The sequence below is a fragment of the Microbispora sp. NPDC049125 genome (assembly GCF_040802045.1).
Taxonomy (GTDB): Bacteria; Actinomycetota; Actinomycetes; order Streptosporangiales; family Streptosporangiaceae; genus Microbispora.
This window is the reverse complement of the sequence record NZ_JBEZDW010000023.1, coordinates 86661-100086: the sequence shown is the minus strand read 5'-3', so window position 1 is coordinate 100086 and position 13426 is coordinate 86661. Positions and strand designations below refer to the sequence as shown.

Genomic DNA, 13426 nt, shown 5'->3' with positions numbered 1-13426 from the left:
GCCTTCGGCTGCTTCGAGGGATAAGGGGATGCCGTGTGATGGACGTCACGCGGTCAGCGCGTATTTGTACGCCGAGCCGAATTCCGTCGATGCCTACCGTCTAGGACATCCAACCCGTAATGAACGGAGTACAACCATGTCCATCACATCTCGGCCGATGCTCTCGAAGCGTCTAGCGACCATCGCCGGCACCGCGGCCATCGCCGCGGGAGCGCTCCTGACCGGTGGGGCCGGCCCCGCCCAGGCGGCGAGCGAGGACCTCCAGGTCACGCTGGTCCTGTGCACCCAGTTCAAGAACACTTTCTCGTGCGCGCAGGACTTCGTGCTGGCCAAGGACCCGATTCCGGCGTCCTCGCCTTTCCGCAGGAACTACTCGCTGATCCACCGCCCGAACAGCGTGATCCAGAGCAACTTCAACGTGCAGGTCTTCAGGAACGTCGCCGACGGGCCGGTGATCGCGCAGACGAAGTCCGTCCTCCTGGTCGACAGGCAGACGGGCAAGACGCTCTCCAAGGCGGTCGGGCCCCTGGTCACACTCACGGCCAACAAGCTGTCGGTGAATAACCTGTCGGTGTCTGAGCCCACCAACCCCAGCCAGGCGAACAGCGGCTTCCAGATCACCTGGCACAAGTGATCCACCTCGCCGGGCCGCACGTGAGTCACCGGTGGTCGGGCAGGCGCGAGTTAGATCCGGTACTGGCCGACCATCGCCAGGTAGGCCGTCAACGCGCCGCCTGCCCAACCACCGGGCCTCCGGGCGTGTCAGGTGTCGCGCCGGCACCATTTCGTAGCGTCCCCACCGTGGCGGCCTGCCGTCCCAGCCGGGCGGCGATCACCTCGTCCTGTTCGTCGAGAACGGCGCGGCGATCTCCTCCTGCAGTTGTCGACGGCGAACTCGGTGAGGGGCGTGGGGGCGTCGTCGGGCCAGGCTCCGTACAGGCCCGGCCAGTGGACCTCGACCGGCGTTTCGTCGCCTGGGCTGTAGACGTGGACGAACCCGTCAAGACGCTGTTGCCGGTGAAAGCAAATAGGTTTCGTGAAGCCCTTCCTGGGTCGCCGCCGGGAAAGAGTAATTGTCACAGTCTGTGGATCGTGGGTGGTTCAAGGGCGTCCTCACCGAATGGGAGAAGCGGCCCGTCGACGTCGAGGAAGAGCAACGGGCGTTCGGTATTACCGGTCATGCCGCGCCAACCTCGTCACATTCGACGAGGACGCCGCGTTACAAGCGGGCTCCGGCACGCAGGAGAGCCACCAGGTGAGGTGTGTTGGCCGAGCGCCAGCACTGTTGGGTGGACTCCATGAGATTGAACGTCGTCGCCAGACCTTCCGCACGGGAGCCGGCGCCGAGAGCCGCCGGTGGTCGAGGGGCAGCCGCGGTGCGTCGCGTACGCGCCGCGCGTAGGTGGCGAAGCTCATGGCGTGGTCTGCAGGGCGTCGCGGGCTGCCATCAGTGCGAATCCGAGCAGGTTCAGGCCCTGCCAGGTCGCCGGGGAGGCGGCGCGGTCGTCGGTGGCGGTCAGCCCGATGCCCCAGATCCGGTCGCGGGGGCTGGCCTCGACCAGGACCCGGTTCCGGGTCGCGAGCAGGAACCGCCTCAGCTCCGGGTGTTGCTCGAACTTGGCGATGGTGCCGCGCACCACGACGTCGAAGCGGTGGGCGTTCCACACCTGCTCGTCGAAGCCGCGTACGGTGCGGCCGAGTGTCTTGGCCTCGCCGGGATGGCCTGCGGCGAGGATCTGCCCGGCGGCCTCGGTGTCGCCGAACAGCCATGCCTTGTGCGCCATCATGTAGTGCTCGGCGGTGGCGAAGGTGTGGCCGTCCTCGGTGAAGGCGGCCGGCCACCACTGCGACAGGCAGCCGGGGCCGGCGCCGCCGTCGCGGGCGGGTTGGTGGCCCCAGAAGTACAGGTAGCGAAGGGCCTGGCCGGCCTGTTCCGCGGCGATGGCCTCGTCCACACTGCGGGGCAGCAAAATGTGCTCGGACACGTCCACACCGTGTCATACGCGAGCACGGCCGTGCCAGCGAGTTATGGCAGAGGCCGATCTGCCCTGGCTTCGGCGCGCAGCGCGATCGGCTCATATGGTCGGACTGCGGCGCCGCGCCGGCTGCAAGACGTTGCGGGATGATGCGAGGAATCGGTCGCTATTGCTCCCGGGGGGTGGGGGCTCGCCGGTCCAGGGACTGGACCCACATGGCCGCGACCGCTCCTATTCTCCCCGGTGGGTCTTGATTCGCGTAGGACAGGAATGACAGACCCCCACCGGAAGCCTCGCCCGCGGACCGCTGTGTACGCCGAGCACCGTCCGGACCGGATTCAGGGAGATTGTCAGATGACGCCTGAGGAGCAACGTCTCATTATGTCGCTTGTGGTAGTGCCGGGGCGTGGCCGTCAAGGGGATCCCCGTGATGTCCTCGATCATTTTGAGACGCATGACGGCCGAGCGCTGGGTCGCGATCTACTGCGAGAAGCCGTTGACCGAAGGGATGCTGTGGATGTCGAGATGGCGCTCATTGTATGCGCGGTATTCGGTTACACAATGGACCATTTTGATTCGCTCGTGCGTCTCTGTTCGGCAGACTGGCATTACAAGCATGAGGATGTCGTGACGGGGTTGGGTGAGTTGCGCACTTCACATGCCGTCGATGCCCTGTACCTGGCGACGCAGTGGGTCCCTGAATACCTTGACTACGATGAAGGCCGCGCCCTGGCGAGGAAGGCTATCTGGGCAATTGGCGGGACGCCTGGAACAGAGGCCGGACAAGCATTGGCACGACTGCTGAGTTCGAGTGATGAAATTCTTCAGGAGGCGGCGAGGGAGCAGCTCGGACGTCGGGATGGCCGACATCTGAGCTGAAGGACGTCAAGAGTCCTGTCCACACCCAACCGGTGTCGCGAGGCCGAGCCCACATCGCACACCTGGCGCCGTCCGATGCCGGCCGCGCAGGGGTACGGGACAGCCCCCACCGCGACCAGCGCGAGCACGTCGTGGGTGAGGGCCGCCATCAGGTGGCCGCTTGGCAGCTGAGGTCGGCGACCGCGGCGGGCTGTGAGACGCGGACAGGTGGGGCTGCCGATGGCTTCGACGACGAACGAACCGGCGCGCTCGACCATGGCGCGGTGGGCGGGTGGCGTGGTCATCCGGGCGGACGAACCGTCTTCCAGTCACTGATCGCCGACATTCCTCCCTACCTCTGCAAAACCGCGGCGTCGGGCGGCGCGGACCTCGGCGTCGGCGACGTCGTCTGCGAGAGCTGTGTAGAGCTGTGTAGAGCTGTGTAGAGCTGTGTAGAGCTGTGTAGAGCTGTGTAGAGCTGTGTGGTCTCGCCTGCCCTGGCGGGGGAGGCTCCGCGTCAGGCCCGACCGAGGACGCAGAACTCGTTGCCCTCCGGGTCGGCCAGGACGATCCACGGGACGTCGCCCTGGCCGACGTCGACGGGCGTGGCGCCGAGGGTCTGCAGCCGGGCCGCCTCCGCGGCTTGATCGTCAACGGGGTACGGCAGCAGGTCGAGATGGACGCGGTTCCACACGGTCTTGCCGTCGGGTGTGCGGAGGAACTCAAGGTACGGCCCGACACCCTTGGCGGAGCGCAGCAGCGCGTGATCGTCGGTCACCTCGTGCAGGGTCCAGTCGATCGCCTCGCCCCAGAAGCGGGCCATGGCCCGCGGGTCCGCGCAGTCGACCACCACCGCGGCGATCGGCCCGGTGTCCCGGTAGATCTCCCGAGGCTCCAGCACGCGGAACACGTTGCCCTCCGGGTCGGCCAGGACCGTCCACGGGACGTCGCCCTGGCCCGCGTCGGCGGGTGTCGCACCGAGCTCCTTCAGGCGCGCGACCAACTCCGCCTGATGGGCCGCCGATGTGGTGGCGAGTTCGAGGTGCGCGCGGTACTTCACCGTTTCGGGGTCAGGGACGGTGACGACATCGATGTAGAAACCGGCGGGGTCCGGCCAGTCGAAGCCCTCGGGCTCGAGGTTGGTCACGCCGGGGCCCTCGCTGGAAACACGCCATCCGAGTGCCTCCGCCCAGAACCGGCCGAGCGCCGAGTCATCCCGAGCTTTGAAGTTCACCTGAACGAGTCGCAGCGACATATCCCCAACCCTATGCTCAACGGATCAACAGGGATGATTCGGGCGCCTTCGGCTCAGCTGTTCGTGCTGACCGAGGAGGAGAGTACGCCGACGTGCACTAAGAGGACGTGTCGGTGGAGCACCTGCTGCTCGCGCTGCTGGACGAGGGCGTCGATGGTGCGGCCGGTCGGCGACGGTGGAGTACGGGCCAGTAGCGTGCGCCCGCCAACCTCGTGCAGCGCACATTTCATGGGATGATTCCTCGATACCACGGCGCGCCCACGGGATGGATGAAGGAGGTGCGGCGGTAGGCGCACACTTCTCGGTCACCGTCCTGGCTCCCGACCTTCCTGCTGCTGAAAGTTGCACAGAATTCCTATGAGAGCCGTCGGCTGTGCTCGAAAGATGGACCACAGGTACGGGGCGTTCACGATTGTTCTTGACGGCGAAACATAGGACGTTATACGTTGCGCGAGTTCTATTCATGGGATGTCTCTTAGCCAAACCGCATGGTGTTCTAGCCTTCGGAGGCACCTCTCAAAGCAAGCGCTCTACCGCAGGGTGTCTCAACGAATGATGGCCGTACCGCACGGTGGACCAGCCGCGGTGGCACCGGCGGTACTCGGCCGCAACCATCACCCCCAACTCGCCGCGAGGAGTTTCGATGAACATGCCGCTGAACCGTCGACGCTTCATCGCGACCACTGCCGCGACCGTCGGCGCTGCCGCGCTGCCTTCAGCGATCTTCGCTGACCGAGCGGCTGCCGCCTTGCCGCCGCAGCTGACGCTGCCGCAACGCGGCATCTACGACACGGCCGCCGCGGCCAGTTGGACCGATGCCTTCCTGACCGGCAACGGTGAGTACGGGGCCATGCTCTACGGCGCGCCCGCCTTGGAGAAGGTGGTCTTCACACATCATCGGTTCGTGTTGCCCAACGGCACCCGTAACGTGACTCCGCCGGTGCTGTCGGGCCGGTTGGCGGGGGTCAGGGACAAGGCGCTTGCCGGTGACTTCAACGGTGCCACCGGCGACTTCACCTCCGGCTGGTCGCTGCGCTGGACTCAGACCTTCCATCCGGGCTATGAGCTGCAGATCAGCACCCCGGGAATGACGACGGTCAGCAATTACGCCCGGATCACCGATTTCAGGACCGGTGAGGTCACCTCGACGTGGACCGACGGTAACGGTACGTGGGCCCGGCGGGCTTTCGCCTCCCGAGCCGACCGGGTCATCGTTCACGAATTCATTCCCGCACCGGGCCGGACGATCGACACCACGCTCAGCGTCAACCCGGCCCTGAGCGGCGTGCCGGGGTCCGTCGGTTTCACCACTCTGGCCACGGTCGCCAACGGTGACGGCTACTTGAACCTGCGGGGCAGATACCCCGCCGGGCAGGGAGCGTTCGGCTATGAGGGCGTCACCCGGGTGGTCGCGACCGGCGGTTCGGTACGGGCGAGCGGGTCGGCCATTGTCGTGGCCGCGGCGACCAAACTCGTGCTGCTGACCAAACTCGATCGCTACGAGTCGTCCACCGCGTGGGACGCGAACCCCCTGCACACGGCGCTGGCCGCGCTGAGCGCCGACTACGCGACGTCGCTCACGCGGCATACCGCTCTGCACGCCGAGCTGTACGACCGTTCACGCCTCGACCTGAACGTCAGCGCCGCCGATCGGCAATTGTCGACCAGTGAGCTGATCGCGCGGCAGAATTCCAACCGCAACGTCATCGACCTCGCGTTGCTGGAGCGGATGTACGACTCCGGCCGTTACCTGTTCCTCAGTTCCAGTGGCGTCCTGCCGCCGCGGTTGACCGGCCTGTGGACGGGCGCCTGGGACGCGGCGTGGGCCGGCGACTTCACCACGGACGCCAACGTCAACTTCCAGGTCGCCGGCGGCAACATCCTGTCCCTCACCGAAGCCATGGACGGCTACTTCAACCTGATCCTCGGCCAGATCAACGACTGGCGCACCAACGCCAGAAACCTCTACGGCACTCGCGGCCTGCTCGCTCCCTCCCGGACCGACGGCGAGTACGGCAAGATGCTGCATTTCGACGGCGGGTTCCCCGGTCACACCTGGATCGGCGGCGCCGACTGGCTGCTCTATCCGCTGCTCGAGTACTACCAGGTCACCGGTGACGCCACCTTCTACCGCACCAAGCTCGCTCCGGTCCTGATCGAGCTCGCGTTGTTCTACGAGGATTTCCTCACCCGCACCGACGCCAACGGCAAGGTCATCTTCGTGCCGTGCTTCTCCATGGAGAACAGCCCCGGCAACACGGGCAAACAGCTGTCGATCAATGCGTCCGGCGAGATCGCCGCAGGCAAGCACGCGCTGCAGGCCGCCATCGACGCCGCCAATTTCCTCGGCACCGAGCAGGGCCCGGGCCAAGGCGTGCAACGCTGGACCGCCTTGCTGTCCAAGATGCCCGATTATCGAATCAACGGCGACGGGGCGCTCGCGGAATGGTCGTGGCCCAGTCTGACCGACCGGTACAACCACCGCCACGTACAGCACATGTACCCGGTCTGGCCGCTGCACGAGATCAACCCCGAGGACAAGCCCGACTTGATCCGCTACGCGAGCCGCGCCCTGGATCTGCGAGGGGACGAAGGAGGAGAGGCCCACGGCGCCATCCACCGCAGCCTCGCCCGAGCCCGGCTCAAGGACGGCGGCGGCGTGTACGGCAACCTGCGGAAGATCCTGGGCAACAACATGATCTTCCGGTCGCTGATGACCTCGCACAACCCGAACCTGGCGATCTACAACGCCGACGCCGCCAATTCGCTGCCCGCGATTCTCGCCGAGGCATTGATCTATACCAGGCCCGGCATTTTGGAGTTGCTGCCCGCGCTGCCCGACCAGTTCGCCAAGGGCACGATCAACGGCGTACGCGGCCGCAACCGCATCCGGATCGAGTCGCTCACCTGGGACCTCGGCGCCCGGACCGTCACCGCCACCGTCATCTCCGACATCACCCAGACCGTAACGCTCATCTGCCGGCGCGGGATCGCTTCCATCACCACCAGCGCGAGCATCGCCACCTCACCGTTGGGGGGCCACGCCCGCCAGGTGTCACTCACCGCGGGCACGACGACCCAGATCACCGTCGGCCTGAGGGGCGGCGGCCCGTCCACCGGCGTCGTCCGCCTGGTCAACCGCAACAGCGGCAAGGTGCTGGACGTCTCCGGCGGCTCCACCGCCGACGGCGCCGCCATCGTCCAGTGGTCCTGGAACGGCGGAAGCAACCAGCGGTGGCAGATGTCGCAGAACTCCGACGGCTCGTTCCGGCTCTCCGGTGTCGGCAGCGGCAAGGTCCTCAGCAGCCCGAACGCCAACCAGGGCGCCGCCCTCGTCCAGACCACCGACAACAACGGCGCGAACCAGCGGTGGAAACTCGTCTCCGCGGCCACAAGCGGCTACTACCGGCTCGTCAACAGTGGTAATGGATTGTGCGTGGACGTCGAAGCCGGCTCCACAGCCGACGGCGCCCGAGTCATCCAATGGGCCGGCAACAGCGGCGCCAACCAGGAATGGCAGATCGTCGCCATGTGACATCGGGGACCCAGCCTCGTTCCGTCGCACTACCCCGCTGGCTCCCCATTTCCGCACGTTGGAGTGATTGCAAGGCCATCGTTGCCGTAACTCCCCACACCGGTACGAGACCGAGTCGATTCCGGGCGGGTTCCCGCGAGAAATCGACCCGGTGAGCGGGCAGTTCAGCCCCAGAGGGCTGAGTTGCCAAAGTTGGCGGGTTCGGTCTCTGGTGGGAGGTGATCTCACTCAGGCGTCGTCTCATTTGGCCAGTCGGTGGTAGCAGATGAGGGCGGCGGGGATGGCGACGAAGGAAGCGAAATGGTCGGCCCGGCGCTCGTAGCGGCGGTGTAAGCGGCGACAGCCGGTGAGCCAGGAGATCGCGCGCTCGGCGACCCAACGGTGGCGTCCCCGACGTTGGCTGGATTCGATCCCGCGGCGGGCGATGCGCGGGACGATGCCGCGCCCGCGCAGGAAGGCCCGCAGGTGCGGGTAGTCGTATCCCTTGTCGCCGTGCAGTTTGGCGGGCCGGCGTCGGCGAGGGCCGCGGCGCGAGCGGATCGGTGGGATGCCGCACACCAACGCGACCAGTCCAGTTCTCCACGCGAGCCGAGTTCATCGAGCAGGATGCGGGAGAGCTTGGCCCACACGCGGGCGGCGCTCCACTCGGCGAAGCGGCGGTGCACGGTCTGCCAGGAGCGCCAAGATCGGCGGCAACTCCCGCCAGGTGCAGCCGGTGGTGGCAACGTAGATGATCGCTGCCAGGATCAGGCGGTCATCGGCCCGCCTCCGGCCGCCGCCCTGCGGGCGCGTCGGCGACGGCGGCACCACCCACTGGAACAGCAGCGACACGGCGGCCAGCGGTCGCCGCGCCGCGTCCCGCATCTGTCCATCACGGGCGCACCGTTAATTGGGTCGACCCTCGAGACGCACCGTCCCTACCATCCCGTAAGGCACTCGAAAGGATTTTCCGATCATGAACCCGGTTGGCGAGAAAGAGATACGCGATTGCTTCGTCAACTGCTCCAAGGGGGAGGCTCGCAGGCTCAACCTGCCCAGGAACCTGTCCGAGCTTCCCTGGGCCGACCTTGACTTCCTGGGCTGGTGCGATCCGGGCGCGCCGGATCGCGGCTACGTGGTCACCGAGCGGAAGGGCCGGCTCGTCGGCATCACGTTGCGCCTCGCGCAGGACGTGCGCAGGAGTTTCACCAAGAGCACCGTCTGCTCCGTCTGCGTGACCCCCCACGCCGGGACCGGGGTCACCCTGTTCACCGCGCCCAGAGTCGGCGCGGCAGGTCGCCAGGGCAACACGGTCGGCACCTACATGTGCGCCGACCTGGCGTGTTCGCTCTACATCCGGGGCAAGAAGCAGACGGAGTTCGGCATGCAGTTCGAGACGCTCACGGTCGAGGAGCGGATCGTCCGCACCGTCGTCAACCTGGAGGCCTTCCTGGACAAGGTCTTCGAGGACAACGTGAGTTCCGCGACGGCCTGAGGCCGCCGTGGCCAGGACAGCCCCCACTCCTGGTGAGCGCGGTCATCGGTGCCACGCTCACGCCGGCCTTCGAGGGCCTGGAGGGCGGCTCGGAGACGGTCACCGTACGGCTCACCTGAAGAAGGCCGGATCGCCGTGTCCGCCGGGGAAAGCCGGGTAGTGCCGACGGGTGCTCGATACGCATGGGGGAGTCACCGGAGGCCTAGGACGTTACCTGCTGTCGGCCACCCTCGCGCGGGGAGCGGACGCGGGCGGGCCGGTCGGCCTCGTTCTCCTGGCCACGAGCGCGGATGTGCCGCGCCCCGCACTCGTCGGTGGTCTGCTCGCCACGTGCCTCAGCGCGCCGCATGTCATGGGTCCCGTGCTGGCGCGCCTGCTCGACCGGGCCGCCGACGGCCGCCGGGTCCTGGCCGGCGCGTTCGCCCTGTACGGCGTCGTGCTCGCCGCCGGGTCCGCCGCCGTCGGGCATGTCCCTGTGGCGGTGGCCATGGCGCCGGTGATCGTCGCGGGGTTGTGCGGCCCCCTCCTCACCGGGGGGCTCAGCAGCCGGCTGGCCGGCCTGGCCGGGCCGGATGAGGTCGCCCAGCGGCGTGCCCAGGGATTGGACGCGGTCAGTTACGGCATCGGCGGCAGCGCCGGGCCGGCCGCTGTGGCCGCGCTCGCCGCCGCCGCGGATCCCCTCGTCGCCATGCTCGCGCTGAGCTTCGCCGCGATCCTCGCCGCGGCGATCGTCTTGGCTCTGCCCTCCGGGCGCACTCCCCGGACCCCCGCCGAGCACGTGCTGCCCGTACGGCGGGCCCTCCGGGAGATCGCCACTTCGGGCCCCCTGCGCCGGGTCGCGTACGTGACGATGATCACAACTGTCCCGGGCGGCGCGATCGCCGTCGTCGCGGTCGCGCTCGGCCGGCAGGTGGGCGCGAGCACGGTCTCCGGCGCGGTGCTCACCGCGGCGTTCGGGCTGGGCAACTTCCTGGCCTCGTTGTCGCTGACGGCGTTCCCGCTGAAGGGCGAGCCGGACAGGCTCGTGGGGCGGTGCGCGGTGGTGGTCGCCGTCGCCTTCGGGCTGTGCGCGATCGCGCCCGGCCTTCCCGTGGCGGTCCTGGCGTTCGGTTTGGCCGGCGCGGCGAACGCGCCGTTGTTCACCGCGACGCTGGCGGTCCGGTCGGTGTACGCGCCGACGGGGGCGCGGGCGCAGGTCTTCGTCTCGATGGCCGGCCTGAAGGTGGCGGCGGCCGCGGTCGGCGTCGGCCTGGCCGGGGCGTTCATCGCCTACGGGCCCCGGCTGCTCCTCGTGGCCGGCGCCGTCCTGATCCTCGCCGCCGCCGCGGCCGCCGCGGCCGACCGGCGGTTCGCCCCGGCGCCCGCCGAGCCTGATGCCGCGCCACGTGCCGACGCGGTCCGCTGACCCGCGGCGCGCCGGGCGAGTCAGCCGGCGGCATCGCGTTCGCGCAGAGCCGGCACGGTGCGCAGGGTGAGGAGGATCCCAGCGATCCACAGCAGGGCCGACAGGGCACCGGCCCACCGCAGACCGCTGGTGAATCTCGCGGGATCGGCGGGGTCCTGCACCATGGCGCCGAGGACGGCGACGCCGAGGGCGCCTGCGGCCTGACGCGCGGTGTTGTTGACGCCGGACGACAGGCCGGGGCGGGAGGGCGGCCCGGCGCCGAGCGCGGCCGCCACCACGGAGGGCGTGAGCAGGCCCATGCCGAAGCCGAAGCCGAGGAGGGTGGGGAGGAGTACGGCGTAGGAGCCGGCGGGGGTGACCACCAGCAGGCAGGCGGCGCCGAGAGTGCCGAGGAGCAGCCCGGCGAGCATGAACGGCCGGGGTCCGAAGCGGGCGGCGAGCCGTCCGGTGAACGGCGCGCACAGTGCGAGCGGGGCGAACAGGGGAAGCAGCATCGCGCCGGCGGACAGGGCGTCGTGGTGGCGAACCCCCTGGAGGTAGAGGGTGATGACGAAGACGAGGCCGATCCCGACGAAGTTCATCAGGGCGGCGACGACGTTGGCGCCGACGAAGCCCGAGCCGGCGAGGACAGACGGCGGGAACAGCGGGTCGGGCGCCCGGCGCTCCCGCCAGATGAGGGCGGCGATGCCGAGGAGGGCGACCGCGGCGGCCACGGCCGTCTGGGCGGAGACGCCGGAGCGGCCGTAGGCGATGGCGCAGTAGGTGAGGGCGAGCAGGGCGACGGCCGCGATCAGCACTGCGGGGGCGTCGAGCCGCCGGCCGGGGGCGGGTTCGTCCTTGCGTACGCGGCGGAGCGTGAGCACGATGGCGACCGCGACGACGGGCAGGTTGACGAAGAAGACCGAGCGCCAGCCGACGGCGGTGACGAGCAGGCCGCCGAGCACCGGGCCCGAGGGCAGCGCCAGGGCGGAGACGCCGGCCCAGACGCCCAGGGCGCGGGCCTGTTCCGCGCGTTCGGGGAAGGTCTGGTTGACCACGGCGAGGGTGCTGGGCAGCAGGAGCGCGGCGGCGAGGCCCTGCAGGGCGCGGGCCGTGACCAGCGCGGCGATGCCGGGGGCGAGGCCGCACAGCAGGGAGGCGGCGCCGAAGAGCGCGAGCCCCGTGACGGCGATGGTGCGGTGTCCGAGGCGGTCTCCCACGACACCTGCGGCGAGCAGGCAGGCGGCGAGGACGACGGTGTAGGAGTCGACGACCCACTGCATGCCGGGCAGGCCGGTGTGGAGGCTTGAGCCGATGTGCGGCAGGGCGACGTTGACGACGGTCACGTCGAGTTGCACGAGGAACATCCCGGCGCACATCACGGTGAGGATCGTCCGGCGTCCCCCGGACGCCGCGGCCGTGACGGGGCCGGGGCCGGTACGAGGTGTTCTCGTCGACGACATACCGGCATCGTCTCCCGTGAAGAGTTCGGCCGGCGCCGAACCGTGGCGGGAGGCGAGGGGCGGCGTCCGGGGCGGTGGGCCGCGAAGACCGGCGAACGGACGCGGGACATCCGCCGGCTGGAGCCGTGACGCTTCCACTGCGGCACGGAGCCCCGAGGCCCGCCGAGGGTGAAAGATTCATCTGCTGTGAATCGACGGCGGGCGAGGCTGAGGCCTCCATCAGGCGGCTACCACAGCCGATTGCGAATCGGATGGACGAAGACGATCACTCCACGGTCTGAGGTTTCCCTCCCTTATCACGCGCCGTTGCCTTCCGGTCGGCCCGGTGAGACGTTGTGCGCATGCGGAGTGCGGGATCAAGGCGGTTCGGTGTGGCCGGTGTCCTGGCCGCGTTCGCGATCGTGGCGGGGACGGGGTGGCCGGCCGGCTTCCCCGCGGCCGGTGCCACGGGCGGGCTTGCCGCCAGTCCGACACCCACCGGCAGTCCGTCGCCTTACCCCACCGGGGGACCGGAACTGGTCTACGTGGCCAACGTCCACGGCCCGGTGACGGCCTATCCGGCCGGTAGCACGGGTGCCGTGTCACCGGCGCGGCAACTGGCCGACCCGGGTGACCCGAACACCTACTGGGGGCCGTGGGGGATCGCCTTCGACATCAGCGGGAACGCGTACGCGCAGAGCTTCCTGTCGGATGCGACCACCTTCGTCTACGCGCCGGGCGCCACGACGCCGGGCCGGATGTTCCGCGTCGCCGGGCCGGATTCCCGGGCGGTGGCGGTGGACGCCTCGGGGTACGCGTACGTGGCGACGGGGCAGGCCGAGGCGGGGATCTCTGTGGCCGCGCCGGGTGCGAGAGGCACGGCCGCGAACATCTATACGGTGCCCGCGGTACGCCAGATCCCACTGGACGAGACGGGGTTCTATCCGTGGCCGGGCGTCCTGACCACGGACACGTCCGGACATGTGATCGCCGCGGTGGTGCGCTCGATCGGCAACGCGGTGGAGGTCTTCAACGGTGGCCGGTCCGGCGGCAACACACCGGTACGGGTCATCGCCGGGCCGCACACCGGCCTGGGGAGCTGCTCCGCCACCTGCGACCATCTCGTGGTCTTCTACTCCGCCTTCACCGGCCGGCTCTACGTCGCGGTCAGTCAGGGCCAGCAGACCCGCATCAACGTGTACGCCGGCACCGCGAGCGGGGACGCCGCCCCGGTGCGCGTGATCTCCGGCCCGGCGACCGGCCTGGCCGGAAAGGTGATCACCGGCATCTCCGGCAGCCAGGTCGACGGCACCGTCTACGTGCTCACCAAAGCTGCCCCGTTCGACAGCCCCGGCAGCATCCTCGCCTTCGACCGGCTGGCCGACGGCAACACGCCGCCGCGGCGTACCTTCACCGACGGCGGCACCGGGCTACGCGACGGACTCGGCATCGCGGTGTCGTTCGTCCACTGATCCGGCACCTACCGCGCCGTCTGCCCCCCG

General features: G+C 69.1%; 9 protein-coding genes and 2 pseudogenes. 7 read left to right on the top strand and 4 right to left on the bottom strand.

The genetic code is table 11. The features are described from left to right. The first annotated feature begins 136 nt into the window (after positions 1–136). Complete coding sequence (locus AB0B72_RS25005) at positions 137–634, top strand: hypothetical protein (RefSeq protein ID WP_367741356.1); 498 nt, start codon at positions 137–139, stop codon at positions 632–634. 778 nt (positions 635–1412) lie between these two features. Here AB0B72_RS25005 and AB0B72_RS25000 read toward each other — a convergent pair. Beyond that, on the bottom strand, positions 1413–1991 hold the full coding sequence (locus tag AB0B72_RS25000; protein ID WP_367741355.1) for an NADAR family protein: 579 nt from the start codon (positions 1989–1991) through the stop codon (positions 1413–1415). 339 nt (positions 1992–2330) lie between these two features. Here AB0B72_RS25000 and AB0B72_RS24995 point away from each other — a divergent pair, with 339 nt between their 5' ends. After that, positions 2331–2855, top strand: coding sequence for a hypothetical protein (locus tag AB0B72_RS24995; RefSeq protein ID WP_367741354.1), 525 nt, complete (start codon positions 2331–2333; stop codon positions 2853–2855). 496 nt (positions 2856–3351) lie between these two features. Here the strand turns inward: AB0B72_RS24995 and AB0B72_RS24990 are convergent, their stop codons facing one another. Beyond that, the gene (locus AB0B72_RS24990; protein WP_367741353.1) at positions 3352–4089 is read right to left on the bottom strand and encodes a VOC family protein; all 738 of its coding nucleotides are present in this window, start codon (positions 4087–4089) and stop codon (positions 3352–3354) included. Positions 4090–4193: 104 nt separating this feature from the next. Between AB0B72_RS24990 and AB0B72_RS24985 the strand changes: the two are divergent. Continuing rightward, positions 4194–4283 (top strand): annotated as a pseudogene (locus tag AB0B72_RS24985) (Clp protease N-terminal domain-containing protein); the annotation flags it as partial. A gap of 449 nt (positions 4284–4732) precedes the next feature. Continuing rightward, positions 4733–7624: an RICIN domain-containing protein gene (locus AB0B72_RS24980; protein WP_367741352.1), complete on the top strand. Its 2892-nt coding sequence runs from the start codon at positions 4733–4735 to the stop codon at positions 7622–7624. A 240-nt stretch (positions 7625–7864) separates the two neighbouring features. On the opposite strand, the pseudogene AB0B72_RS24975 reads toward AB0B72_RS24980, so the two are convergent. Beyond that, a pseudogene (locus tag AB0B72_RS24975) lies at positions 7865–8488 on the bottom strand (transposase). A gap of 91 nt (positions 8489–8579) precedes the next feature. Between AB0B72_RS24975 and AB0B72_RS24970 the strand changes: the two are divergent. Further along, positions 8580–9098: an FBP domain-containing protein gene (locus AB0B72_RS24970; RefSeq protein WP_367741351.1), complete on the top strand. Its 519-nt coding sequence runs from the start codon at positions 8580–8582 to the stop codon at positions 9096–9098. A 169-nt stretch (positions 9099–9267) separates the two neighbouring features. Then, the gene (locus AB0B72_RS24965) at positions 9268–10503 is read left to right on the top strand and encodes an MFS transporter (RefSeq protein ID WP_367741350.1); all 1236 of its coding nucleotides are present in this window, start codon (positions 9268–9270) and stop codon (positions 10501–10503) included. A 20-nt stretch (positions 10504–10523) separates the two neighbouring features. Here AB0B72_RS24965 and AB0B72_RS24960 read toward each other — a convergent pair whose 3' ends face one another. After that, positions 10524–11945: an MFS transporter gene (locus tag AB0B72_RS24960; protein ID WP_367741349.1), complete on the bottom strand. Its 1422-nt coding sequence runs from the start codon at positions 11943–11945 to the stop codon at positions 10524–10526. Positions 11946–12316: 371 nt separating this feature from the next. Between AB0B72_RS24960 and AB0B72_RS24955 the strand changes: the two genes are divergently transcribed. Beyond that, positions 12317–13396, top strand: coding sequence for a hypothetical protein (locus AB0B72_RS24955; protein WP_367741347.1), 1080 nt, complete (start codon positions 12317–12319; stop codon positions 13394–13396). The last annotated feature ends 30 nt before the right edge of the window (positions 13397–13426 follow it).

What these genes read in the sequence shown, in the direction of transcription:
- AB0B72_RS25005 (WP_367741356.1), top strand. Translation starts at nt 137, where the DNA reads ATGTCCATCACATCTCGGCCGATGCTCTCGAAGCGTCTAGCGACCATC.
- AB0B72_RS24995 (WP_367741354.1), top strand. Translation starts at nt 2,331, where the DNA reads ATGACGCCTGAGGAGCAACGTCTCATTATGTCGCTTGTGGTAGTGCCG.
- AB0B72_RS24990 (WP_367741353.1), bottom strand. Translation starts at nt 4,089, where the DNA reads ATGTCGCTGCGACTCGTTCAGGTGAACTTCAAAGCTCGGGATGACTCG.
- AB0B72_RS24980 (WP_367741352.1), top strand. Translation starts at nt 4,733, where the DNA reads ATGAACATGCCGCTGAACCGTCGACGCTTCATCGCGACCACTGCCGCG.
- AB0B72_RS24970 (WP_367741351.1), top strand. Translation starts at nt 8,580, where the DNA reads ATGAACCCGGTTGGCGAGAAAGAGATACGCGATTGCTTCGTCAACTGC.
- AB0B72_RS24960 (WP_367741349.1), bottom strand. Translation starts at nt 11,945, where the DNA reads ATGTCGTCGACGAGAACACCTCGTACCGGCCCCGGCCCCGTCACGGCC.